Source organism: uncultured Bacteroides sp., from assembly GCF_905207245.1.
Taxonomy (GTDB): domain Bacteria; phylum Bacteroidota; class Bacteroidia; order Bacteroidales; family Bacteroidaceae; genus Bacteroides.
This window is the reverse complement of record NZ_CAJLKP010000005.1, coordinates 37239-62902: the sequence shown is the minus strand read 5'-3', so window position 1 is coordinate 62902 and position 25664 is coordinate 37239. Positions and strand designations below refer to the sequence as shown.

Below are 25664 nucleotides of genomic sequence, written 5' to 3'. Positions count from 1 at the left end.
ATATGAAGAAATTAATTTATCTGGCGATACATCGTCGAGGACTGATGTTCGTCTTGTTTAGCTTCATTGCCGTGGTGGGCTATTATTCGTGGACAAGGCTGGCAATTGATGCTTATCCGGACATTGCGGATACCACCGTACAGATTGTAACCCAAGTACCGGGACTGGCAGCCGAGGAAATAGAACAGCAGATTACGATTCCTATAGAACGAGCCGTGAACGGTCTGCCAGGGCTAAATGTGATGCGAAGCAAGAATACTTTCGGGCTGAGCACTGTGGTATTAGTGTTTGATGATGGTATTGATGACTATTGGGCACGCCAGCGCGTACAAGAGCGGTTGGTAGATGTAGAGCTGCCTTATGATGCCGTACCGGGATTGAATCCCCTGACCTCTCCCACCGGTGAGATATTTCGCTATGTTATTGAAAGTGATAATCTGGATTTGCGCGAGATGACCGATTTGCATAAATGGGTGATTATTCCCCGGCTGAAACAAGTAACGGGGGTGGCCGATGTCAGCAATTATGGCGGCATTACTACCCAATATCAGATTGAACTGAACCCGCGGAAAATGGAAGAGTATGATATCTCACTTTCTGACGTAACCGAAAAAGTGGAAATGAACAATGTGAATGCCGGTGGCAGTATGTTGAGCCGGGGTGATCTGAGCTATGTAATCCGGGGTATCGGTCTGGTGAAAGATTTGAAGGACTTGGGACGTATCGTTATCAAAACAGATAATGGCGTGCCTGTGTATTTGGATGACATCGGTAGACTGAAATATGGAAGCTTGGAGCGCAAAGGTGTACTGGGATTCTATGATGGCAAACGTAATTATTCCGACGGTGTGGAAGGTATTGTGCAGATGCTTCGCGGGCAAAACCCCTCGCAGGTACTTGAAGAAGTGCATGCCGCTATTGATGAATTGAACAACGAAGTGCTTCCTAAAGGAACGCGCATCCATCCTTTCATGGATCGTACGAATCTGGTAGAAATGACACTACATACGGTCTCACATACTTTGTTCATGGGGATGATTCTGGTGATAGTTGTCCTGATTCTGTTCTTAGGTAGTTGGCGGGGGGCATTGCTGGTAGCGGTTACCATTCCTCTTTCATTGCTGATTGCTTTTATCCTGATGCACGCCACTGATATTCCCGCCAATTTACTTTCATTGGGAGCTATTGACTTCGGTATCCTTGTGGATGGTTCCATTGTAATGATGGAAACTATTTTGAAAAAGCGTGAGCGGCATCCCGGAGAAATATTGGAAGAAGATTCCATTCTGCGACGTACAACGGAAGTGGCGCGTCCTATCTTCTTTTCCATCCTCATCATCATAACTGCCTATTTGCCGTTGTTCGCATTCGAGCATATCGAGAAGAAACTTTTCACTCCAATGGCATATACGGTAGGCTATGCACTGATTGGTGCTTTGTGTGTAGCCTTGTTCCTGATTCCGGGATTGGCATATATGGCTTATCGCAAGCCGCGCAAAGTATATCATAACCGTTGGCTGGAAAAACTGCAAATGGTGTATCATGCACAAGTGGTTCGTGTCATCGATTGCCCTAAAGCGGTGCTGGGTGTGCTGGCAGGGATTCTGATTCTGGCCGGTGTCCTGAGTTATACGGTGGGGAAGGATTTTCTCCCTCCTCTGGATGAGGGCGCCATCTGGATTCAGGTACAATTGCCTCCGGGCATCTCCATTGAACGTTCCAAAGAAATGGGAGCTGAATTGAGACAGAAGCTCGGGCAGTTTCCGGAAGTATCGTATGTGATGACTCAAGTGGGCCGTGATGATGAAGGTGCCGAGGCATTTTCGCTTTCGCATGTGGAGTGCGGTGTAGGTCTGAAGCCTTACGATACCTGGACTACGGGACGAAATAAGGCAGAATTGATTGAAGCCATGAATGATACGCTAATGACAATGCCGGGATATTCCGTTGGCTTTTCACAACCTATTATAGATATGGTGATGGACCAGATAGCAGGTGCACACAGTGACCTTGCACTGAAAATATACGGTGAAGATATTACAGGCACACGCCACATTGCCGACAAGATTGTCAACATCATCAAACAGATTCCTGGTGCAACGGATGTAGCTGTAGACCAGGAACCTCCCCTTCCCCAACTCCAAATTGTAGCCGACCGTGACCGCATTGCCCAATATGGATTGAATGTTTCGGACGTAGCCGATTTGATAGAACTTGCTATCGGAGGAAAAGCGATTTCACAAATATTCGTGGGTAGCAAATCTTATGATGTAATCTGCCGTTTCAGTGAGGAAACGCGTAACACGCCGGAACGCATCGGCAATCTGATGCTAACTTCCGGTACAGGGGCAAAGATTCCACTTAGCCAGGTTGCGGAAATCAAACTTACGACAGGGGCAAGCACCATCTCGCGTGAGATGAATAAGAGGCATCTGACCATTCGTGTCAACCTGCGTGGCATCGACCTTACTTCATTCTTGCAGAAAGCTAACAGGATGATTGATGAACAAGTGGATTATAATCCTGAAGATTATCATCTGAAATGGGCGGGACAGTTTGAGAACCAACACCGTGCATACAGTCGTCTGGGCGTGGTGGTTCCATTGGCACTAGGCATCATGTTGTTGTTGCTATTTGCCGCTCTTGGCAAATTTCGGAAAGCTGCCTTGCTGATGTGTATCATTCCCTTGGCACTCTTCGGAGGCATGCTGGCACTGAATGTACGGGGAATGACGCTGAATGTTTCATCTGCCGTAGGCTTCATTGCCCTGATTGGGGTAGCCATACAGAATGGGGTGATTATGATTTCACATATCAATAACCTGCGCGGACGGGGGCGCAATTTACGCGATGCCGTAATTACCGGTGTCCGTCATCGCTTCCGCCCTATTTTGATGACGGCTACTGTTGCCGTGTTGGGGTTGCTTCCGGCATCCCTGAGCACAGGAATTGGTTCTGATGTGCAGCGGCCACTGGCAACAGTTATTGTGTATGGATTACTGTTTGCCACTGTGGTGACGCTATATATTCTCCCTACTTTATATTATATGATGGAAAAAAAGAAAGATAAAAATGAGGAAAATGAAGAAAGATAGTATTGCATTATTTACGGCTATGGTTTGTGCTTGCTCAATGCAGGCACAAACTGTGGAACCAATTACTTACAAGCAGTATATGCATAAAGTAAGTATGGATAATCTGGAATATGCCGCAGAGAAGATGAACGTCAGTGCAGCACATGCCGATGTGATAGCTGCCAGGGTATTCGATGACCCGTCACTTTCCTTCACCTATTCAAACAATGAAGACCATACCTTGCAGATGGGGCAAAGTTATGAGTTGGGGCTTTCACAAAATGTAACATTGGGGAAGCGTACGGCGGGTATCAGATTAGCACGTAGCCAGAGCGAACTGGCGGAGATTGTATTAAATGACTATTTCCGGAATTTGCAGGCAGATGCCACTATTTCCTATCTGGAGGTAATGAAACAAAAACAGCTTTATGACATCAAAAGAAGTGCATGGAGCAATATGTACGATTTGGCACAATCGGATAGCATCCGTCTGGCATCCGGCAAAATAATGGAGGTGGAAGCCATACAAAGCAAACTGGAAGCGGACATCATGTATAACGAAGTGCTGCAAGCCGAGACAAACCTGAAACAAGCTTACATGCAGTTGTCTCTTTTCACTGGCACCGCAGTCACAGATACACTTTTCCATCCGGTAGAGGAACTGAAGAAACCGGAACAGGCATTCGTGCTGGGCGCACTGATTGAAACTGCTGTAGAACATCGCTCTGACCTGCTGGCAGCTTTAAAAAATACGGAAGTTGCACGTCGGGAACTGACTTTAACCAAACGTGAAAAACGTCCTGATGTAGAGTTTTCGTTAGGATGGAGCCACAATAAGCGTGTGCGTAATGAGGAAGCTCCGGCACCGGCATTCAATGGAGTCAGTGCGGGAATCGCTATTCCTTTAAACTTCTCTTCTCTGAACAGGGGGGCTGTAAATGCTGCCCGTTTCCGAGCCCGGCAAGCCGAGTTGCAATACGAACAGATGTGCCTGCAAGTGCAGCAGGAGGTGATGGGAGCCTATCAGCAATTTCAGTCACAAACACTCCAATTGAAGCATTATGAAGGTGGCATACTGAAACAAGCACAAGACGTGCTTGAAGGGAAGATATATAGTTATAACCGGGGAGAAGTCTCCTTGCTTGAAATATTGAATGCACAACGTACATACAATGAAGTACAGGCACAATATATTGAAACGTTGTTCAACTATAATGCAGCGCTTGTGGAGCTTGAACGTAGTTGCGGCATTTGGGATATCAAAGGATAAACCAACAGTTACATAAAAAAATGCAATTCAATTATTTGATTGAATTGCATTTTTTTGTATCATTACAAATAATAATTCTCTAAGAAAACATTCTGTTATGAAAACTAGACTTTTACTATTTGCAGCATTACTATTTGTCGGCACCATTGCCTTCGGCCAAGAGAGTGATAATAATAAGTATATCGAGGTGACCGGGACTTCGGAAATAACGCTTGTGCCCGACGAAATTCATTACCTGATTGAAATAAAAGAGTTTTGGGCAGAAGAGTTTGACGGAAAATCTAAACCGGAAAACTATCGGGTGATTTTATTTCTTCATCCTCACCTCATACAAATCACTTCTCCTGTCTTTCAGATTGCGCACACTGCCATATGTATGCAATTCGTTCAGTAAATCCAGGTCTACGTCAGAAACAAGAATCATTTCTGTGTTTGGCGTAGCTTCCGCCCGCTTGCCATCCGTAGGGAAAGCAAAATCACAAGGCGTAAATACGCCTGACTGGGCATACTGGATATCCATGTTGTGTACACGCGGAAGGTTTCCCACACTGCCGGCAATGACCACAAAACATTCATTCTCAATGGCACGGGCATGTGCACACACCTTCACTCGGGAATAAGCATTCTGCGTATCCGTCAGGAAAGGAACAAACAATATCTGCATGCCTTGGTCTGCCATGATTCGGGATAATTCGGGGAATTCCACATCATAACAAATCAGCACACCTATTTTAGCACAATCCGTATCAAATGTTTGCAAAGCTTTTCCGCCACTCAATCCCCAACTTTTAATTTCATCGGGTGTCACATGTAGCTTTTCGTACATCTCGTAACTGCCATCGCGACGGCAAAGGAAGCCGACATTATATAACAACCCGTCTTCCTTAATAAGAGGCATACTGCCTGTAATGATATTGATATTATAACTGATAGCCAGTTTAATAAACCGTTCCCTGATGTCCTCTGTATAAGCTGCCAGTCCACGGATAGCTTGTGATTCGCCTTCATTGTTGAACTTTGCCATCAGCGGAGCATTGAAGTATTCGGGAAAAAGGACAAAGTCACTCTTGTAATCCGACACGGCATCCACAAAGAATTCTACTTGTTCGAATAAATCATCCAGAGTTTTATAACTACGCATCTGCCATTGCACCAGACCGACGCGTACCGTTGTTTTGGGTGTTACATAATCCAGTGTAGGTTCCTGATAATAGATATTATCCCACTGCAACAGACAAGCATAGTGCTTCGACTCCTCGTCATTAGGCAGATAGTTGCGCATTACCTTACGCACGTGGAAGTCATTGGAGAGTTGGAAAGTCAGTACAGGGTCGAAGATTTCTTTTTGCTTCACCTTATCTATATACTCTTTCGGTCGTATCTGGTCGGCATACTTATGATAGTTAGGAATACGCCCGCCGAACATGATAGCTTTCAGATTCAGCGTTTCGCAAAGCTCTTTCCGATACTCGTACATGCGGCGTGCCAGACGCAGGCCACGGTATTGGGGATGAATAAACACTTCAATGCCATACAGGATATTTCCTTTAGGGTTATGTGTATTGAAGCTTTCTTTCCCGGTTACCTGTGCATAAGTATGGTCATTCTTCACATCATCGTAATTCACAATGATGGAGAGTGCACAGCCAACAATTTTTTCGTCCACTACCGTGACAATCTGTCCTTCAGGGAAAATCCTAATCAGTTTCTCAATTTGTTTATGTGTCCAAAACACATCGCTGCCATCCGTATATACACGGGTGAATGATTGCGCCAATTGCTCATAGTCTTCTATCTGTAAATTACGCAATTGGACCTTATTAATTTTCAATGAATCCATAGTGTTCTCTGTTATTCCAGAATGTTAAATCCACTGCAAAGGTACAGTTAAAAATCACACATTGTCTTTGGAAGCATATATTTTTATAGCACATTCATCTTGTTACAAAAACGCAGCAAGGATTTAACACTTTTACCAAGTGCTTATTTTACTTTTTTTTATACTTTTGTGGCGTTTTCGTAAGGGGTTATATTTTATTCACTAAAAATTAAAAATCATGGCAAAAAAGATGTTATTTCTGTTAGTGCTTTTACTTTCTGTTACAGGAATGGTAAGAGCACAGGTAACTACTGCCGGAATGAGTGGAAAGGTTATGGCAGACGGGGAATCTGTCATAGGAGCTACAGTGGTAGCGGTACACGAACCCTCCGGAACCAGCTACGGCACTGTTACCAATATAGACGGACGTTTTAGTTTTCAAGGTATGCGTACCGGTGGCCCGTACAAGGTGACGGTTTCTTATGTAGGTTATCAAACAGCAATATATACAGGTATCCAATTGCAATTGGGTGAGACTTATTCTTTAAATGTAACCCTGCACGAAGCTTCCGAACTACTGGGAGAAGTCACTGTGACAGCCAGTAAGTCGAAATTCAGTGCCGAAAAGACTGGTGCTACTACCAACATATCGACCGAGCAGTTGACCACATTGCCGAGTATTAATCGCAGCCTCAGTGACTTTACACGTATTTCTCCCTATGCTTCCGGCAATACTTTCGGTGGTCGAGACGGGCGCTCCAACACATTCACGGTAGATGGTGCCAATCTGAACAACAACTTCGGTTTGTCTTCCGAACTGCCGGGTGGTGGCAATCCCATCTCATTGGATGCCATTGACGAAGTGCAAGTGGTCATTGCTCCTTTTGATGTGCGCCAAGCTAACTTTATCGGTGCAGGCATCAATGCGATTACGAAATCGGGTACCAATACTTATAGAGGTAGCGCCTACATGTATTTCAATAATGAAGTGATGCGCGGCAATAAAATCGGTGATACGGATTTCGGTGCACGTGCCGAAGAATCTAAGACTGTGTATGGTGCCACTTTCGGCGGTCCGATTATCAAAGATAAATTGTTCTTCTTTGCCAATGTGGAATATGAAAAGAGTCCGCAACAAGTAGTAAAATGGCGTGCTGCAAAAGAGGGTGAAACCTCTAATAACTCCACTATCTCTCGCACTACAGAAGCGGATATGGCCGAATTCTCTCAAATACTGAAAGATAAATATGGTTATGATACCGGCTCTTTCACCAGTTTCCCTGCTGACATAACCAATCTGAAACTATTGGGGCGTATCGACTGGAACATTAATGCAGGAAACAAGTTGAGTGTGCGTTATAACTTTACTGATAACACAACCTGGAACGCCCCCAATGGAAGTTCAGGAAACACCGGCTATCGTTTGCCATACGACCGTGTTTCCAAGTACTCCATGGCTTATGCAAATGCCTGCTATTCCCAGCAGAATGTTGTAAACTCTGTTACCGCAGAATTAAACAGCCGCTTCACTTCCACTATATCCAATCAGTTACTGTTCACATACAGTGATATGAAAGATGAGCGCGGCACAAATTCCAGCCTGTTCCCTTTCATCGACATCATGTACGGATACGATGAAGACGGAAATCCGATCCTGGAACCGTACATGACGGCGGGATATGAGTTGTTTACTTACAATAATAAAGTGAAGAATACGGTAATGACCATCGTTGACAATTTCACTTACTATCTGGGAGCCCATAAATTAACGGCCGGTATCAGCTACGAACGCCAAAAGGCAAGTAACTCATACATGCGCAACGGAACAGGCTACTACCGTTATTCCAGTTTCGATGATTTCAAAAATGGAGCTGCTCCTGAGTCTTTTGCCTTAGCCTATGGTTACAATGGCAACACGAAGCCTTCCGCTGATGTGAATTTCGGTCAGTTGGGTATCTATCTGCAAGATGAATGGAATATTCGCGATAATTTCAAACTGACTGCGGGTATACGTATGGATAATCTGAGTTTCCTGAACGACCTGATGCGTAACCAGGCCATCTATGATTTGGATTTCGACGGTATGCACATCGATACAGGTGCATGGCCTGACAGTAAAATGCAATTCTCCCCGCGTTTGGGCTTCACTTGGGATGTATTCAATGATAAGACTCTGAAACTGCGTGGAGGTTCGGGATTCTTCACAGGACGCATCCCTCTGGTATTTTTTACCAATATGCCCACTAACTCCGGTATGATTCAGAATCTGGTGAGCATCACTACCAGATATAAGGATGGTAAAGTTACAAGCCGCGACCCGCGTCTGGACTTGCTGAAAGGAAACATGATAACGGATGTAAACCAGATGATTTCCACATTAGGACTCCCTACAACCATCACTCCCGAAGAAGGTGTACTGCCAAGCGGTATAGTAGGTATTGACCCGGATTTCAAGATGCCGCAAGTCTGGAAGACCTCCCTGGCGCTGGATTATCAGGTGCCTGTCTCCTTCCCTCTTACCGTTACATTGGAAGGAATGTTCTCTAAGGACATCAACGCCGTACGTCAATATAACTATAACATAAAAAGTCCGGATGATGCATGGCAGCATTTCAACGGGTCGGATGACCGTTATATCTATCCAAAGAACTACCTGGAACACAGCAATATCAATAGTGCAAACGTATTGACCAACACTTCCAAAGGCTGGGGTTGGACAGGAAATATCACTGTAACCGCCGAACCTGTAAAGAACGTGAATATCATGGCTGCCTACACGCATACTGAATCCAAAGAAATCAGTGGCATGCCTGGTTCCGATGCCAACTCTGCCTGGACAAATATGCCTTCTATTAACGGTCCGAACAACTCTGGATTGATGCGTTCGCGCTACGTCACTCCCGACCGTGTAATCGCTTCTATCAACTGGCGCGTGCATCTGAATAAGAAAACATCTTCTAATTTCAGCCTTTTCTATAGCGGATATTCTGCCGGAGGTTATAGCTTCATGTACACCAATGATATGAACGGCGACGGTGTGACGAATGACCTCATGTATATCCCCAAAACCAAAGATGAAATCAAATTCGCAAGCACCGAAGATGCAGATGCTTTCTGGAAATTTGTGAATCAGGACCCGTATCTGAAGAAGCATAAAGGCGAGTATGCCGAAGCATATGCAGCACGTGCCCCGTGGGTACACCGCTTTGATTTCCGTTGGAGCCGCGACTTCTTTGTGAAGATAGGCAAGACCCAGAACAGACTGCAACTCAGCCTGGATATCCTGAATGTAGGCAATCTGCTGAATAGTAAGTGGGGCGTAAACAAAAACATGTCTGTAGCCAATGGAGGACGAATCCTCACTTATACGGGTAAGGATGAAAATAACACTCCTATCTTCTCCATGTATAAAAACAGTAATAAGGAATATCCAACCGAAAGCTTCACCCGCAACCTGAACTACAGTGAGTGTTGGAAACTCCAAATAGGTCTACGTTATATATTCAATTGATGCGAATAAATAAGTAGTCTTCTTATATAAAGAAAGGTGCAACCAAATTACCCGGCTGCACCTTTTTCATTTATAAGATATTAAAGGAGAGAGAACTTACCTGTTTTTCTTCCAGAGCTTACTCATATCTTCCAGAGTCTTACCCTTTGTTTCGGGCACCCAACGCCATACAAAGATTGCAGCAGCGACGCAGATAATGCCATATAAGCTATATGCGAACATCGGGCTGAAATCGTACAATGCCGGGAATGTGGACGATATGATGTAATTGAAAATCCATTGGAAAGCAACAGCGATAGCTACAGCCTTGCCACGAATTGTATTCGGGAAGATTTCTGAAATCAGTACCCAGCAAATCGGTCCCCATGACATCATGAAGAAAGCAGCATATACGATTACGGAGAATACCGGAACAATACCTTTGATACCCATGCTGTCGCACATTGCCACGGCAAATGCACCTACTGCCATACCGATAGAACCGATAATCAGCAGCGGCTTGCGGCCAAAGCGGTCTACTGTAAAGATGGCAATCAGAGTAAACACGATATTTACAATACCCATGATGACTGTCTGCATCATACCACCACCTTCAGCACCTGCGTTTTCAAAAATACGTGGAGCGTAATACAATACGGCATTAATACCGATAGCCTGTTGGAATACAGAAAGTAAAATACCGATAACGATAACTGCTACGCCATAAGAGAATAACTTTTCTGTCTTTTCCTTCGAAGTAGCTTTGATTTCTGCCAGAATTTCTTTCGCTTTGCTTGCACCATTTACTTTCTCCAAGATAGAGTATGCCTTTTCATCCTGATGTACCAGTACCAGATAACGCGGAGTCTTCGGCACGAAGAAAAGCAGGAACCCGAACAATGCAGCCGGGAAAGCCTCTGAACCGAACATATAACGCCAACCAGTCTGTACACTCCACATATCCGAAGCGGGGTTTACGGACAAAATGCCATCCACACTCTTGTCAATAATAGGATTGGTGTGGTCGCCCATAATCAGGAAGTTGACGAAATAAACTACCAACATACCAAAAATAATGGCAAACTGGTTACAAGATACCAGCGTGCCACGAATATTAGAAGGAGCAATTTCTGCAATATACATCGGGCATACCGCAGATGCAAGACCTACACCAATACCGCCCAATACACGATACAGATTGAATGCGATGAGCAAGTTCATATTCGGCTCACCGTAGTTGAAGAATAAAACTTCGGGATAGTAAGAACCCAATGCCGACAAAAAGAACAGCACAGATGCCAGTCTCAACGAATTGCGGCGTCCCAGGCGGGAAGCAAAGATGCCGGAAAGGGCACCTCCGAGTACACAGCCGATAAGTGCGCTGGAAGATGTGATGCCATGCATCACCTTATCATATTGGAAATCCGTTGCTTGCAGGAAGAAGGCCTCCAGACCTTTCTCCGCACCGGAGATTACCGCTGTATCGTATCCGAACAGCAATCCTCCCAGAATGGCAACACTTGTGATAGAATATAGGTAGAGTTTACTACCATTGTTCGCATCATTCATGATAAAAAAGATTAGGTTGATAAATGAGAGAGAGTAATGATTAGCGGGATAGTGATTAGTGATTAGCTGCGTTGCTTATCACTAATCACTCACCGCTAATCATTAGCAATACATATTTACGATTGCTTCATACAATTCCTGCTTACCGCTGGTTTGCTTCGGTTCGCCGTTAGCTTTCGCATAAGCCACAACGTCTTCCAGAGTTAGCTTGCCTTCTTCGAATTCTTTACCTTTACCACCGTCGAATGATGAGTAACGGTCAGCCAACATCTTCTTGTAAGGAGATTCTTCCAACAATTTAGCTGCACTTTCCAAAGCACGTGCCATAGCGTCCATACCTGCAATGTGAGCGATGAAGATATCTTCCAGGTCGGTAGAGTTACGACGAGTTTTAGCATCGAAGTTTGTACCGCCATTACCCAAACCACCGTTACGGATAATTTGCATCATAGCCTGAGTCAGTTCATAGTTGTCAATGGGGAACTGGTCGGTATCCCAACCGTTCTGGTAGTCACCACGGTTAGCATCGATAGAACCCAACATACCGTTGTCAACAGCTACAGCCAGTTCATGTTCGAAAGTGTGGCCGGCCAAAGTAGCGTGGTTAACTTCGATGTTTACTTTGAAGTCTTTGTCCAGACCGTGAGCTTTCAGGAAGCCAATCACAGTTTCAGTATCTACGTCATATTGATGCTTGGTCGGCTCCATCGGTTTCGGCTCAATCAGGAAAGTACCTTTGAAGCCACGTGCACGTGCATAGTCACGAGCAATGGTCAGCATCTTTGCAAGATGTTCTTTTTCACGCTTCTGGTCAGTGTTCAGCAATGACATGTAACCTTCGCGGCCGCCCCAGAATACATAGTTTGAACCACCCAGTTCGATAGTAGCGTCAATAGCGTTCTTAATCTGAACAGCAGCGCGAGCCACAACATCGAAATCAGGATTGGTAGCAGCACCGTTCATATAACGTGCATGACCGAATACGTTAGCTGTACCCCACAACAATTTGATGCCTGTTTCAGCTTGTTTCTGTTTTGCATAAGCTACGATAGCTTTCAGGTTAGCTTCATATTCTTCAATACTTGCACCTTCAGAGATAAGGTCTACATCATGGAAGCAATAGTATTCAATACCCATCTTCTGCATGAATTCGAAACCTGCGTCCAATTTATTTTTAGCTGCCTGCAAAGCGTCAGCATCACCATTCCAAGGGAATTGTTTGGTTCCACCACCGAACTGGTCGCCACCTTCTGCACAGAGAGTGTGCCACCAAGCCATAGCAAACTTCAACCAATCTTTCATCTTTTTACCCATAATCACCTTCTCAGCATCGTAATAACGGTATGCCATCGGGTTCATACTTTCTTTACCTTCGAATTTAATCTTTCCTATTCCGGGAAAATACTCTTTTGTTGCCATAATTTTAATTGAATTTTTAAAGGGTTAATTATTATCAGTTTATTTAGCCATTGATTTTTCCAAACGATGTTTCCAGCGTGCATAAGCATCCGCATATTCCTGACGCTTAGCCTGGTTAGGCTCGATAACATCCAGTTTTTCCAGCGTTGCAAATGCTTCATTATTATCTTTATAGATACCTGCCCCGATACCTGCGCCTTTGGCCGCACCTACCGAACCGTCCGTATCATACAGTTCAATCACTGCACCCGTCACACCCGCCAATGTATCACGGAAGATGGAGCTAAGGAACATATTCGCATGTCCTGCATGGATTTTCTGTACGGGAATACCCATACCTTCCATAATGTCGATACCATATTTAAAGGAGAATACAATACCCTCCTGAGCCGCACGTACAATATGCTGTTTACCATGCAAATTGAAATTCAAGCCACGGATGGAACAGTTGATTTCCTTATTCTCAAGCATACGTTCCGCACCGTTACCGAAAGGCAGGATACTGATACCTGCACTGCCGATGGGAGCTTGCGATGCCAATACATTCATTTCATTGTAAGAGATACCTTCGGGAGCAATCGTGCGCTTCACCCAAGAGTTAAGGATACCCGTACCATTGATGCAAAGCAGAACACCCAGACGAGTCTGTTCGTCCGTGTGGTTCACGTGAGCAAATGTATTCACGCGCGATTTCGGATCATAATTCACTTCACCGTTCACACCATATACTACGCCGGAAGTACCTGCTGTAGAAGCAATCTCACCCGGATTGAATACATTGAGTGACAAAGCATTATTAGGTTGGTCGCCTGCACGATAAGTAATCGGCGTACCTTCTTTCAGGCCCAGTTCTTTTGCAGAGGCAGCATTTACTCGTCCCTGTTCGGAGAATGTCGGTTTGATGTCTGCAATCAAAGATTTGTCGAAGCCGTAGTAATCCATCAGGAAGTCGGCCACACGGTTGTTCTTGAAATCCCAGAACATACCTTCCGAAAGACCGGAAACGGTAGTACAGATTTCGCCGCTCAGCTTCATGGCGATGTAATCACCCGGAAGCATAATCTTATAGATTCTTTCGTAGATAGCCGGTTCATTTTCCTTTATCCATGCCAGTTTGGAGGCGGTAAAGTTGCCCGGGGAGTTTAATAGATGCGAAAGGCAGTTCTCCTCTCCCAGCGTTTCAAATGCTTTCTGCCCGAAAGGAACAGCACGTGAGTCACACCAGATGATGGAAGGACGCAGCACGTTCTGGGCTTTATCCACACACACCAATCCATGCATCTGATAAGAGATACCAATTGCCTTGATTTCACCTGCGTTTGCACCCGATTCAGTCATAACCGCTTGTGTGGCAAGTTTCAGATTCTCCCACCAGCTTTCGGGATTTTGTTCCGCCCAACCCGGTTTTACAGCAATGATAGCCGCTTCTGTCTTAGGAAAGAAAGCGGAAGATACACATTTGCCGGTTTCGGCGTTTACCAGACTCGCTTTTACGGACGAGCTTCCAATGTCATAGCCTAATAAATACATATAGATAAATTAAAAATTGAAAATTAAAAGTTAAAAAATGATGGTCTCTGTTCGCCTTTTAGCATCACCTATCTTCTTACTTTATTATATATTTTTTTGTCGAAGCGGTAGTAGCGTGCGGCACGGTGGGCAACTCCCTGTTGCTTTTCTTCCATCGGAACTACATATTCCATCATGGCGATTTTCTTGTGGAAGTTCCGCACATCAATCGGTTTGCTGTATATCAATTCATATAAGGTGCGCAATTGTGATGCGGTAAACTTGCGGGGGAGTAAATCGAACAAGGAAGACGGGTTTATCTCAACATACTGTCGGATATATACTAATGCTTCTTTTATAATCAGATTATGATCGAAAGCCAGCGCTTTTATATCTTGCAGCGCCACCCAATATGCTTCGAAATCGTCCAGATTACGGCTCAATGCGCGGTCAATCTTCACCAATGACAGATAGGCTATCGTAACGATACGCTCCACCCTCGATTGCATGGCACGCTCCAACCAATGAATATCTTTCGGGTCCTTTGTCCGGTCCTTGGAACCAAATGCCTTGAACTGCATCAGATTAACATTCTTCAATCCCGTCAATTCGTTCAGCACTCGTTTGGCTGCTTCGTCTAAGTCCTCATCCATATAGATAAGACTTCCGGGAAGCTTCATATCGTGAAAGATTTCGCCTTGTTCCTCACCTACACGCTTTATCAAAAGAACTTTTAATTGTTCTCCGTCAAAGCCAATCACTACACAGTCTACTGAGATATGATTGTTGGCCAATGGGGTTTTCTGTTCTATATCCTGCATAATATTTTTGTTTAAGCGCTGCAAATATAAACAGGTTTTTTGAATACACAAGCAAGTAAAACTTGAAAAATAACATGTTATAAAGCATTATTTTTCAATATGATACATATCGTATATTCTACAATATGAAAATGCGGGCTTATCGTTGAAAGGACAATATGTATTCCTGATAAACAAAGGAAGCAGGTAATTGTAGGAAGTACAATAAGAGTGAAGTGCTTTATTTTTAAGGATTTTAGTATAACCGGAGTGAAAAAGGAATAGCAGGTTCTTATTGTATTCTTGCGTCCTTTGCCTTGGAAGCATTGCACAAAAAACATACATTTGTGCGGTGGTTATCAGAAAAAGCTATACCTTTGCACCACTTTTTTAATTAACACCTAAAATAAGAACAATATGAAAGCATTTGTATTTCCGGGTCAGGGTGCCCAATTCGTAGGAATGGGTAAAGACCTGTATGAAAATTCCGCTTTAGCAAAAGAATTGTTTGAAAAAGCTAATGATATCCTGGGATATCGCATTACGGATATTATGTTCAACGGCACGGATGAAGATCTGCGCCAGACAAAGGTGACTCAGCCTGCTGTATTCCTCCATTCTGTTATTTCTGCCCTTTGCATGGGCGATGACTTTAAGCCTGAAATGACTGCCGGTCATTCACTGGGTGAATTCTCTGCCCTGGTAGCTGCCGGTGCATTGAGTTTCGAGGACGGTTTGAAGTTGGTTTACGCTCGTGCTATGGCTATGCAGAAAGCATGCGAAGCACAACCTTCCACAATGGCAGCCATCATTGCCTTGGCTGACGAGAAAGTAGAAGAAATCTGTGCGCAAGTGACTGCCGAAGGTGAAGTTTGCGTTGCTGCTAACTATAACTGTCCGGGACAAATTGTGATTTCCGGTTCTATCGAAGGTATCAACAAGGCTTGCGAACTGATGAAAGCTGCCGGAGCAAAACGCGCTTTACCATTGAAGGTGGGCGGTGCATTCCACTCTCCGCTGATGAACCCTGCAAAGGTGGAATTGGAAGCTGCTATCAACGCTACTGAAATCCATACTCCAAAATGCCCGGTTTATCAGAATGTAGATGCTCTGCCCCATACTGATCCGGCAGAAATCAAGAAGAATCTTGTTGCTCAGTTGACGGCTTCCGTACGCTGGACACAGACAGTTAAGAATATGGTTGCTGATGGTGCTACCGATTTCACAGAATGTGGTCCGGGGGCTGTGTTGCAAGGGCTTATTAAGAAGATTGCCCCGGAAGTGTCTGCTCACGGCATTGCATAATCCTTTGAAAATTATATTTATCAAGGCTGTCCTCCAATTTGGAAGGCAGCCTTTCTTTTTTACGGCTTCGATTGTGGCAACAGACCGGAAGATTCCTTATATTTGCACAAATATGCGTGATTATGGAAAAGATAGACGAGTTCAGAAATACTCTTGCAATGCCCCTAAGTAAGTTATCAATAGATAAGCTGGTACGGGAAATATGTCTGCATCCTGAATACCTGAAAGATATGTATCAACTGATTTCCGATGATAAAATCGTTGTTTCGTGGCGGGCTATATGGGCATGCGAGAAAGTGAGTGAGCAACATCCCAGCTGGTTTGTCCCATTGCAGGACGACATGATCCAGCGGTTATTGACTTGTCGGCACGATGGTTCTAAACGTCTGTTTCTATCCATACTGTATAATGTACCCGTGTCCACTCCTATTTCCATAGATTTACTGAACTACTGTCTGGACCACATGCTGGCTCCACAGGAAAGTATAGGCGTACAAGCTCTGGCCATTAGAATGGCTTATCGGCTTTGCAAGTGCGAACCGGAACTTTTGAAGGAGCTACAGCTCATATTAGAGAATGCAGATACGGAATATTACTCCACAGGAGTTAAGACTACCATTCGGAATATTTTGAAGAAGATAAATAAATAAGTCTTCGTTTCTACATTCCCCCTATCGCTTTCCGGTAATCCCCATCGCTTTTCTTCTTAAAACCATTACTCAGCAACACTTTTATTGAAACAGTATTCTCTTCGGAAGGGTCTGCCGAAATTTCGTGTCCTCCCAGCTCAATGATTTTCTCTTCTAACTTCTGGATCATTATTTTACCGATACCTTTATTCAGATACTCTTCTTCACCAATCAAATAGCCAATCTCGTAAGTGTGATTCTTTTCGGGTACATCGCCATACAAACTCTCAAAGTCGTGCCCCTCCTCCTCAAAATCTTTCAAGAAGAAACAATCAGCATAAAGGCAATACCCTATTTTCCTGTCCTTATAGTAAACAATGAAGTGTTTCATGAAATCGTACTCATCATTTCTATTGTTTACTTCATCCAGCCAGGCATCTCTTTGCCCTTCTCCGTCCGGACACAGCCATTTATAGATATAATCCTTGTTCAACCATTCATTAAACAACAGTATGTCTTCGTCAAGCAAGGGCTTTAATATAATCTCGTCTTTATGAATCATTGGCGCATTTAAGTTATTTCATTTTTTATATTTATTCAACCCGGTTTCCTTCCATATCTATAAAGAACGTTTCACCGTTTAGTTTTACCTTTGCTTTGCCATCTTTATTAAAATAGCGGGCATCATCATATATAAATGGAATCACCTTTTCGCTTGTAGCTGCATCCAGAAAGCCCCACTTGCCATTCTCTTCCGTTGGCACTAATTTTTGTATTTTCATCTTCTGAGTATCCTCCCTACAATAGTTCGTTAAACATTGAATTATCGGTATGCTGAGTAAGTCAGCGGTCAAAGATAAGAAATGTCGTGAGAAGTTTATGCCTGTAACAGAAAAGATTAGCACCATGAATTGAAAAACAGTTGAAAATAAGGACTGAAACACTTGACTTCGCCTTTCTGATGTAGTATATTTGTAGAAGTTTAAGAACAAAACTTTAATATAAACCTAAAACCTTAGCAAATGGCAAAACTTATCCTTTCTTTTTCGGAACTTGCCGGAATGTATTTTCCGGGTTGTTCTACTCCGAAGAACGCAGTGCGCTCTTTACAACGAAGCATCAAACGGTGCACTAATTTGACAATTGCTTTATCAGAAACAGGCTATTTGCCGTATAATCACCGATGGCTTACCCCTAAGCAATTCGGGTTGATTTTGGAAAATCTGGGCGACCCGTATCTGGAATAACGACGGGTGTAAAAGATGAAAAGGCGGTACTTCCTTACGAGGATTTACCGCCTTTTCTGTTGATATATATTTAGTTTAGGTCTTGTGACTGATTTCTGCGCTGTTAATAAACGTCGGGAACATTCTTAAAAAACGTTCCTGTTATTCTTTAAAAACACTGTTTACGGTTATTAATGGGATACTCGTAATTGTATCGATTTATCATTTACTTCTTTATCCCCAAAATATGTCTTGCTTTCTCTTCACTGGAGATGAAATCGAGTGCATCGATTATCTCGTCATAATTCTCCCGGTCGGCAATGTTCGGAGCCAGGATTTTCAACACTTTCAGCTTGTCATCATCGAACGTATATATTGACATCATCCGCACGCATTGCTTGCAACTCAGCTTTCTATTGCCAATGCCATTTTCCAATAATTCCAGTTGGTCGTCCTTGAAAGGCTTGCTTTTCACTTTATTATAAAGCGACTGGAAATCTCTTTCATTCATTCCCCTCCCAACGGTGACGTGCGGACGGGAAGGAATGTCTCCATTGACTTCTACGGAGGGATAAACAGCTACGGGCGGATTCGTATATTTCTCGTAGGAATCCATATAAGTCAGTCTCCCATCGACAAAACCAAGTTCGATAACCGTTATTCCGGGAGCTCCGGCAATGTTTTTCTCATAGGTCCATCCTTCCACTTCGTGATCGAAACTACGGTGCATCGGCTGCCCCAATATGGATGTAACGTCTTGTTTGGTCATCCCTTTCTGAACTTTCATCAAGGTGTTACTGTCAATTCCCAAAATCGCGGCACAGCTACTTATACAGATTGCAAATATCAGTAGCGCCAATGTCAGTTTTATTGTTTTTATTGTTTTCATTGTATATATTGTTTTTAGTTCTTATGTTAGCACAAATATAGGCGGGAAAAAGCATATAATATTATCTTTTTCCCTATTTTTGAGGGAGATTTCCCTAATATGAGCAATTCATGAAAAACATCATATACTTTTTATTATTTCTGGGCTATGTTTGCTATTCCTGTACCTATCGCCCGATAAGCAAACAAGAAGAACTCTTAGTCTGTGCAGACTCTTTGATTCAGAATTCATACTATGACAGTGCCTTGCAAACTCTAAATTCTATTCCATTAGAATCTTTATACACTTCTTCTTTACAAGCCCAATATGCACTGTTACTCACTCAAGCTCATGATAAAAATTATATTCGTCATACAAATGATTCGTTAATACGCGTTGCTGTACAATATTACGATAATACAGGAAATATATCAATGCGTGCAAAAGCACATTACTATTGGGGACGTATTTATCAAGATAATCAAGATGCAGTAGGGACTGTGCGTGAATTTATGAAAGCACTACCTCTGGCAGAAGAAAAGCAAGATTATGATTTGATATGTTTGTTACAATCTAATTTAGGACATCTCTTTTATACTCATGGCCTACTTGAAGAAGCAGATTCGTTATACAGTAAAGTAGAACGCCTTGCAAGTGAGCATCACGACTCATTGCGTTGGGCTGTCAGTTTAATTAAGAGTGCAGATATTTGCATGGAAAAAGGAGAGAAATCTTATCCGAAAGCGGAAGAAAAGCTCCTAAAGGTTTGGTCTATAATACACCTCTCGGATAATGTTCCGATAAAAAAGAAAACACTATATTCTCTTGCATCGCTATATCAATATATGGGTAGAACAAAAGAAGCGCGAGAAACAGCACAACTTTTCTTGGATTTAGAACCAAATGCAACAAAGCAATATGCAGCCTTTTTAATTATAGGAAGTAGCTTTTACAAAGAGGGGCAATATGACTCTGCTACATGTTATTTAAATAAAGCACTGAAGTCAGAATCGTATTATACAAAGTACGGAGCTTATATGAGATTATCTGATATAGCCAGAGAACAAGGCAGTGTGGTATAAAAATGAAATAGAAACCTATACTGCAGAATTGAACAATGGAATTAGTAAAAGTACTCACTATACAGCAGAACTTCAATGGATGTTATGGAAATACCAAGAATTATACAAAAAAGTATCAAAATAAAAATACAAAAAATATGAGAACATTATTAATCGCTTTATCATTCTGTTTTTCATTAGTTAGTCAAGCGCAAATAACTTATAAACTATCCTATGATAAGGATAATAAAATTGTAAACTTGAATTTAACTAATCAATTTGACGAATTGGTTGTTATCGAACCTCGTATGGATGATATCCCAGAAGCAGGTACATATTATACGATAAGCTATAAAGATATAAAAGGGAACATACTGAGCTCATCTTCTAACTATGTGTTCAAGAGACGTAGTGATGAGATATTTATAGATCCTAAAAAGAGTAAAGACTATAAAATAAATCTACGTAAACAATTCAAAGGAGATATTTTAGATGACATTTATATGGTGGAAATAGAAATATATATTCATGCTCGATCTAAAGGAGTTACTAAATTTAAACAAAAAGTAGTTGAAAAATATCAATGGAAATAAATCCGGTAACTGAATAGAATCAGAGCAAATAATATAAATTTTCAGTGTTCCTAGTGTAATTTTTCACTAGGAACACTATGAAATGAGAGAATAGATAGGCCTGTGAGTAAAGGATATAGCTTTACAACTATTTAAAAGTATAATTGATAGCGAAGAAAACGGAAGAGAATATATGAAATTCCATGAAAATAAAGAAATTAACAGCACAATTGCTAATGAAAAGTTTAATTATTTTTATCAGTATATTGTTCAGTGCTACATATTTGTATGTACAGACAAATTATTATATTGCTACCAAGACATTTTACGAGAGTGGCTACACTTATCAGTGTAATGTAAGAGCTTCTGGATTTGTTACACTTTATAACAAAAGTAACAAATGGATTAATACTTATCCTGTTTACAAAAGCACAGGTGGATCTTTTGCACAAACAGATGCAGGCATTAAATTGCTTGAGAGTGACACTTGGACACGTTCGAAACGTTTTTCCATTGTTAATGCTGCATTTTCGGATAGTGAAAAACAAAGAATAAAAGGACATGATTTTAATATAATTATGTATATAAATTCTAGTACAGGCAAAGTTGATGAGGTGAGCTTTGAATTTCATAAATCCGATCCTCCTGCGACTATTCCTATTTCCGTTTATCGTAAAATTGAAACAGAAATAAAAAAAGATATTTGGTTCACCCCTACTGACGAAGGAAAAAAACTGAGTTATATCTTTTATTGGTGGGCGCAAGAACCTAAATAGTAAGTCATTCTAATTATAATCGTCTGTATGTATGAATCTGCTTATAAATGAATCAAATGTTTTTCATTCTATATAACATATTTGCGCACAGACGAATTATATGCTTATACATCAAAATTTTTAAGAGGAGTTGAAATAGAAAGCATGAAAAGAATATTTATTTTATTCATTGTTGTCATTTTAGATATTACAGCAGCCTCTAAAATCAAACTTCTATGTATATAACATGTTTAAAGTTTCATTTAAAGATTTGAAATATAAATAATGAAGTGCTTATTCTTAATTATAACATTATTACTTAGCTGTATAAAGGTACTCGCAATCAATAGTATATGCCAAAAACTATGCAGACGAAAGTTGAAAGATACTTCCTAGAATAGAGTTTCAAAAGAAATATAGAAAATGGATATTTAGAGAAGTATTGACTGATTATCCAAAGTAAGATTATGAGATTTTTAATTATTTTCCCTATTATGGAATTGTTTTTCCTAGCAAATTGCTTAACTTTGTATTCACAAAAACAACGATTTAAATAAAACAGTATGATAATAAGCAAACACAATAACTCAAGAAGTCTTTTCATTTTTCTCCTAGTAGAAATAGCATTGTCGAATTTAACATTAAAATCAAGCATATGTCATTCACTAAAAAGCACAAATTAGGTTGCGTTTTTCTCAGCCTATTATTGACCTTATTTTGCTCTTCATGCAGCAAAGAAAAGGAAGATCCGCTGAATCCTGAATCTACTGCGGGAAGATTTGAAAATGCCCCATTCAAATGGGATTTTGTTCACCCTGCAACAACTGCAGATGACATGTTTATCGGAGATAGAAATATATCAGTAAAGAACTGGTATGTGGTAACTCCACCGGCTTTCTATGTTGGTGCGGCATACACAGAAAAAGAATTCAAAAGATCTTTCAAACCTGAAATAGCAGCGTATAAAAAGCCTATAGATGTTATCTTCACATTTACCAAGCCTTTTACCGGCACTCTTGAGAAAGGAAGCGGGGCATCAGGATATATGAAATTACTGGTGAAATCTTTAGACTCGCAAGAGTATAAAGAATATATTGAAAGCAAGCATTCTTCCCTTGGGGTCAAACTGGTAGAAATATATTCCTCTACCGATCTCAATAAAGTTTTTCCAAATAACGATGGAATACTTGGAGAAAATTTAGCGAAAGTAATGAGCAACGGAAGCAAAATAAATGATGTAAAAAGTAGATTAGCAGGAGAACTATCAAGCATTAATTTTACATCATATATGGATTATCCGGCAAATGGTTTCTTTCAAGATAAAGAAAATGATATGAGTCAGGACAACCCGGTGTATGTACGTTCTATTTCTTATGGGAAAGCTGCCTTTTTTGTTATTGAGAGTAAGTATTCGTATAAAGAAGTTGCGGATGCTGTCTTATCAAAACTATCATTGAGTAATGTGGAAAATACGGAAGACATCTTGAAGAATTCAACAATCACTTTATTTACCGTTGCTGATTCCCAACAAACGGCTGAGGTATATAGAAGTTTTACAGATTTAGATGCTTTTTTGAACACTCCTTTTACTGAATTGTCTTATGGATACCCTATATTTTGTCAGGGGGCATATGCCAAAGATAATACGCCTTTCAGAGAAGACTAAATCTGGTATAAATATAGAAGAGCAATAAAATGAATGAAAAGCCATTGGTCAATAAAGAATATCTGCTTGAAAAAATGCCTGGCAAATGTGGTTGGACTTATACGATCATTCCTGAAATTCAACCAGATCCGAATGCTCCGTTCGGTTGGGTAAAAGTACGTGGAAGCATCGACGGCTATGAAATCAGAAACTATCATTTAATGCCATCCGGAGAAGGTGATTTACTTCTTGCCGTAAAATCTGAAATCCGAAAAAAGATAAAGAAACAGGCAGGCGATTGCGTTCACATCACTTTGTATCCGGACAATGAACCGATAGAAATTCCCGAAGAGTTTTTGTTATGCCTGCAAGATGACAGCGAAGCTTTACAATTTTTCAATTCACTCAACAAGAATGAACAAGAGAAGTATGTCAAGTGGATATATTCTGCAAAGACGGAACAAACAAAAGTGAACAGGATAGCAGAAACACTTGTCGGACTTTCCAAAAGTAAAAAATATGCAGATAGAGAATAAAAATAAAATGAGTACAAATTACAATGTTGGTGATTTGATTTATGACGCAAATATTTATGATGGATTGAACACCTTCCTCTCTGATTTACCATTTTACAAAAAGTGGTTGCCGAAAAACAAGGACGCCAAGATACTTGAACTTTGCTGTGGCACAGGCAGACTAACACTTCCCATTGCAAAAGATGGATACAATATTTGTGGAGTAGATTACACTTCATCAATGCTTGAACAAGCAAAGGCAAAAGCTTTCGAAGCGGGTTTAGAGATTAACTTCATTGAGGCAGATATCAGAACATTGAACCTACAAGAGAAATTCGATTTTATTTTTATTCCATTTAATTCAATCCATCATTTATATAAAAATGAAGATTTATTTAAAGCATTACAGGCTATTAAAGGTCATCTCAAAGAAAAAGGAATATTGCTATTAGATTGTTTCAACCCTAATATTCAATACATTGTTGAAAGCGAAAAAGAGCAGAAAGTAATAGCCGAATATGTCACCGGTGACGGAAGGAAAATATTGATAAAACAAACAATGCGTTATGAAAACGCAACCCAAATTAATCGTATAAAATGGCATTATTTTATAAATGGTAAGTTTCATTCAGTTCAAGATTTGGATATGAGATTGTTTTTCCCTCAAGAACTGGATTCATATCTGGAATGGGCAGGATTTAATATTATGTACAAGTTTGGAGATTTTAAAGAAGAAACCTTTAGTGATAGCTCTGAAAAACAAATATATGTTTTGGCATTAAATAAATGATGTTTCTCATCTTCATTCTAAATCTACACGCAGCAGCAACGGATTGGAATCATCTTCATCATCCCTCAGTCCATATTTAGCCAATTCATTAGTAGAAAGCAGTGCATAACCTTTATCATTCTTAATTAAAGAAAACTGCGCATTTACAGTAGTCTTTTCATCTAAAGGCATAAAGTATCCACTTTTAGAATGTGTCAGCAATTCTCCGGTTTTTATATCCCAAACGGTATAATGCCGACCACGCTCCAAAAAGAAATTGTAGAACATTAAGTTACCCACAATTAATGCAGCATCCATCTGGATGTACTTTTGTCCTTCCGAGACAAGGCGGTCTAAAACACCAATGATTTCATTCGGCATCTTCAGTTTGCCCTTATTAATAACCAAAGCAGGAAAAAGCTTATCCTCTTTATTTGTATAAAGCGTATCGTCTACCATAGTATATATATGGTTATTAGCTTCTCTAAATCGGGGTGGAATATAAAAGTCTCCATTCACAAAAGCAGCCTCACGGTCAGGAAAAAAAGATTGCTTTACTTTCCAGTCCTTGTCCAGTAAAGCAATTAAATGCTGTTTCCAATATTCCCTCTCGTAAATCCCCCAATAACCATCGGTGGTATGCGCAAGGTTGGTAAAACTATCTTTGGGATATTCATTGACAAAGGTCCCGTCCGGCTTATAGGATTTAATCTTTTTGAGCGTTGCGATATAAACGAGTTCATTTTCTTCATCAAAATAACTGAAATATATATCATTATATTCTTCGGGGCCATCTCCTTGTCTGTCTATCTTCGAAAGGAATGTCCCGCTATGCGCATCAAAGAAATAGATTTTCTTATCACCTCCCACAACGATGTATTTAGGAGTGACGTCGCAAATAGAGACAAAACCACCCAACAAGCAGTCGTCTTTCGTTTCCAGTTGGAGAATCTTAGGATTTTTGAGCAGTGTTTTGTACGCTTCCGAAGTGTAATCATTCTCAAAATGCCCAGTACTCTCATCTATATTTATGATCGGGAGTTTGGCATCAGCTGTTTTTTCTCCCGAACAAGCAGTAAGAAGTAAAATAAAACAAGCGAAAGAATAGAAATAAGAGTGTTTCATAGCGCTTTCTTTTTTATGTGTTTATAAATTAGAGTACTAAGATATTGAATAATAATAGAATGTGCAAAACATTAAAGCAAAAACAGAGGGTAAAAGCATAATAATCTTCTATGCAAACCTTATACCTTTTTTCAATGCCTTGAAAATTAGCATCTTATTACTTTTCTCAGAAAAACACCTCTAAAGGTACCAAAAGGGGACAATACATCAAACATCTCGTTGTACCTTTGCAAAGTCATTGAAA

21 protein-coding genes and 1 pseudogene are annotated in these 25664 nt (G+C 41.1%); 13 read left to right on the top strand and 9 right to left on the bottom strand.

Going from position 1 to position 25664, the window contains the following annotated elements:
- Window positions 1–2: 2 nt before the first annotated feature.
- The 3 genes and pseudogenes from QZ135_RS02930 to QZ135_RS02920 form a co-directional block, all read left to right on the top strand.
- A complete protein-coding gene (locus QZ135_RS02930) occupies window positions 3–3095 on the top strand; it encodes a CusA/CzcA family heavy metal efflux RND transporter (protein WP_294605786.1) in 3093 nt (1030 codons plus the stop codon).
- A complete protein-coding gene (locus tag QZ135_RS02925) occupies window positions 3082–4344 on the top strand; it encodes a TolC family protein (RefSeq protein WP_294605784.1) in 1263 nt (420 codons plus the stop codon). Before QZ135_RS02930 ends, QZ135_RS02925 begins: the two co-directional genes overlap by 14 nt.
- Window positions 4345–4441: 97 nt before the next feature.
- Window positions 4442–4645: pseudogene (locus tag QZ135_RS02920) on the top strand (SIMPL domain-containing protein); the annotation flags it as partial.
- A gap of 6 nt (window positions 4646–4651) precedes the next feature.
- On the opposite strand, the gene QZ135_RS02915 reads toward QZ135_RS02920, so the two are convergent.
- Window positions 4652–6184 carry a carbon-nitrogen hydrolase family protein gene (locus QZ135_RS02915; protein WP_294605782.1) on the bottom strand — a complete coding sequence of 511 codons (1533 nt, stop codon included), beginning with the start codon at window positions 6182–6184 and terminating at the stop codon, window positions 4652–4654.
- Between the two features lie 217 nt (window positions 6185–6401).
- On the opposite strand from QZ135_RS02915, the gene QZ135_RS02910 reads away from it, so the two are divergent.
- Window positions 6402–9674, top strand: coding sequence for a TonB-dependent receptor (locus QZ135_RS02910; RefSeq protein WP_294605780.1), 3273 nt, complete (start codon window positions 6402–6404; stop codon window positions 9672–9674).
- Window positions 9675–9770: 96 nt separating this feature from the next.
- Here the strand turns inward: QZ135_RS02910 and xylE are convergent, their stop codons facing one another.
- From xylE to QZ135_RS02890, 4 genes are all read right to left on the bottom strand, one after another.
- The gene (gene xylE / locus QZ135_RS02905; protein WP_294605778.1) at window positions 9771–11222 is read right to left on the bottom strand and encodes a D-xylose transporter XylE; all 1452 of its coding nucleotides are present in this window, start codon (window positions 11220–11222) and stop codon (window positions 9771–9773) included.
- A gap of 102 nt (window positions 11223–11324) precedes the next feature.
- On the bottom strand, window positions 11325–12641 hold the full coding sequence (gene xylA, locus QZ135_RS02900; protein WP_294605776.1) for a xylose isomerase: 1317 nt from the start codon (window positions 12639–12641) through the stop codon (window positions 11325–11327).
- Between the two features lie 39 nt (window positions 12642–12680).
- Complete coding sequence (locus QZ135_RS02895) at window positions 12681–14171, bottom strand: FGGY-family carbohydrate kinase (RefSeq protein WP_294605774.1); 1491 nt, start codon at window positions 14169–14171, stop codon at window positions 12681–12683.
- 68 nt (window positions 14172–14239) lie between these two features.
- Window positions 14240–14971: an NUDIX domain-containing protein gene (locus QZ135_RS02890; protein ID WP_294605772.1), complete on the bottom strand. Its 732-nt coding sequence runs from the start codon at window positions 14969–14971 to the stop codon at window positions 14240–14242.
- A gap of 396 nt (window positions 14972–15367) precedes the next feature.
- On the opposite strand from QZ135_RS02890, the gene fabD reads away from it, so the two are divergent.
- On the top strand, window positions 15368–16255 hold the full coding sequence (gene fabD / locus QZ135_RS02885; protein ID WP_294605770.1) for an ACP S-malonyltransferase: 888 nt from the start codon (window positions 15368–15370) through the stop codon (window positions 16253–16255).
- Window positions 16256–16377: 122 nt separating this feature from the next.
- The gene (locus QZ135_RS02880; RefSeq protein WP_294605768.1) at window positions 16378–16905 is read left to right on the top strand and encodes a hypothetical protein; all 528 of its coding nucleotides are present in this window, start codon (window positions 16378–16380) and stop codon (window positions 16903–16905) included.
- 10 nt (window positions 16906–16915) lie between these two features.
- On the opposite strand, the gene QZ135_RS02875 is transcribed toward QZ135_RS02880, so the two are convergent.
- Both QZ135_RS02875 and QZ135_RS02870 read right to left on the bottom strand, forming a co-directional pair.
- On the bottom strand, window positions 16916–17446 hold the full coding sequence (locus QZ135_RS02875; protein WP_294605766.1) for a GNAT family N-acetyltransferase: 531 nt from the start codon (window positions 17444–17446) through the stop codon (window positions 16916–16918).
- A gap of 31 nt (window positions 17447–17477) precedes the next feature.
- A complete protein-coding gene (locus tag QZ135_RS02870) occupies window positions 17478–17666 on the bottom strand; it encodes a WG repeat-containing protein (protein ID WP_294605764.1) in 189 nt (62 codons plus the stop codon).
- Window positions 17667–17906: 240 nt separating this feature from the next.
- On the opposite strand from QZ135_RS02870, the gene QZ135_RS02865 reads away from it, so the two are divergent.
- Window positions 17907–18131: a DUF4248 domain-containing protein gene (locus QZ135_RS02865; protein WP_294605762.1), complete on the top strand. Its 225-nt coding sequence runs from the start codon at window positions 17907–17909 to the stop codon at window positions 18129–18131.
- Window positions 18132–18336: 205 nt separating this feature from the next.
- Here the strand turns inward: QZ135_RS02865 and QZ135_RS02860 are convergent, their stop codons facing one another.
- Window positions 18337–18990 carry a DUF4476 domain-containing protein gene (locus tag QZ135_RS02860; RefSeq protein ID WP_308757897.1) on the bottom strand — a complete coding sequence of 218 codons (654 nt, stop codon included), beginning with the start codon at window positions 18988–18990 and terminating at the stop codon, window positions 18337–18339.
- Window positions 18991–19109: 119 nt separating this feature from the next.
- On the opposite strand from QZ135_RS02860, the gene QZ135_RS02855 reads away from it, so the two are divergent.
- The 6 genes from QZ135_RS02855 (at window position 19110) to QZ135_RS02830 (ending at window position 24316) form a co-directional block, all read left to right on the top strand.
- Entirely contained in the window at window positions 19110–20060 is a 951-nt protein-coding gene (locus tag QZ135_RS02855) for a hypothetical protein (protein WP_294605758.1), read from the top strand.
- A 137-nt stretch (window positions 20061–20197) separates the two neighbouring features.
- Window positions 20198–20632: a hypothetical protein gene (locus QZ135_RS02850; protein ID WP_294605757.1), complete on the top strand. Its 435-nt coding sequence runs from the start codon at window positions 20198–20200 to the stop codon at window positions 20630–20632.
- Between the two features lie 182 nt (window positions 20633–20814).
- Window positions 20815–21387, top strand: coding sequence for a DUF5043 domain-containing protein (locus QZ135_RS02845; RefSeq protein WP_294605756.1), 573 nt, complete (start codon window positions 20815–20817; stop codon window positions 21385–21387).
- Between the two features lie 634 nt (window positions 21388–22021).
- Window positions 22022–23032: a hypothetical protein gene (locus tag QZ135_RS02840; protein ID WP_294605755.1), complete on the top strand. Its 1011-nt coding sequence runs from the start codon at window positions 22022–22024 to the stop codon at window positions 23030–23032.
- A gap of 29 nt (window positions 23033–23061) precedes the next feature.
- Window positions 23062–23547 carry a YdeI/OmpD-associated family protein gene (locus QZ135_RS02835; protein ID WP_294605754.1) on the top strand — a complete coding sequence of 162 codons (486 nt, stop codon included), beginning with the start codon at window positions 23062–23064 and terminating at the stop codon, window positions 23545–23547.
- A gap of 7 nt (window positions 23548–23554) precedes the next feature.
- On the top strand, window positions 23555–24316 hold the full coding sequence (locus tag QZ135_RS02830; RefSeq protein WP_294605891.1) for a class I SAM-dependent methyltransferase: 762 nt from the start codon (window positions 23555–23557) through the stop codon (window positions 24314–24316).
- 12 nt (window positions 24317–24328) lie between these two features.
- Here QZ135_RS02830 and QZ135_RS02825 read toward each other — a convergent pair whose 3' ends face one another.
- On the bottom strand, window positions 24329–25420 hold the full coding sequence (locus tag QZ135_RS02825; protein WP_294605753.1) for a 6-bladed beta-propeller: 1092 nt from the start codon (window positions 25418–25420) through the stop codon (window positions 24329–24331).
- Window positions 25421–25664 lie beyond the last annotated feature (244 nt).